Source organism: Streptomyces deserti (genome assembly GCF_054782695.1).
Map to the genome: position 1 here is coordinate 1 of NZ_BAAGRZ010000131.1, position 595 is coordinate 595.

A 595-nucleotide genomic window follows, 5' to 3' on the forward strand; every position below is an offset into this window, starting at 1 on the left:
CTCCCACGGCTTCCGCCGTGCCACGGGCCACCCCCACAAAGACGGAATCACTTCCATCTCCACCGTGCCACAGGAAGATCATTCTGCAAGGACCCCTAAGCCGAGTCGGCCCACACGATCGTGATCTCTGGGTGCATCAGGCGCAGGCGGAAAAGGACTTCCTTGGCGGCCGCGGCATCGTGCAGGTCGGCGGGGGTGACCATGACCATGAGGGGGAGTCCGCGCGTGTCGACGACCAGGTGGCGCTTTCGGCCGTTGATTTTCTTGCCCGCGTCGTAGCCGCGGGTGGCCTTGGAAACGGTCTCCGCGGCTTTCACGCTCTGGGAATCGATCACGGTGGCCACTGCTCGGGGGCCTTTACCCATGTCACTGCGGATCCGCCCCGCCAGATGGTCACGGACCTGGCCAACGATCCCGGCCGCGGCCCATCGGGCCATGAATCCCCAGACCGTGCGCCATGTGGGAAGTCCGCAGGCAGGGCCCGCCATTTGCAGCCGGTGTCCCAATGCCGTTGCTTGAGCTACTGAAGTATCGCGGGCGTAAGCGTGATGACCTTCTCCGGAACCCGTCGTGTGCCTCGCCTGATCTGGTCTTT

General features: G+C 64.5%; 1 pseudogene. It reads right to left on the reverse strand.

The window, feature by feature from the left end:
• Nucleotides 1–98 precede the first annotated feature (98 nt).
• Nucleotides 99–341: pseudogene (locus ACYVMZ_RS39415) on the reverse strand (transposase); the annotation flags it as partial.
• Nucleotides 342–595 lie beyond the last annotated feature (254 nt).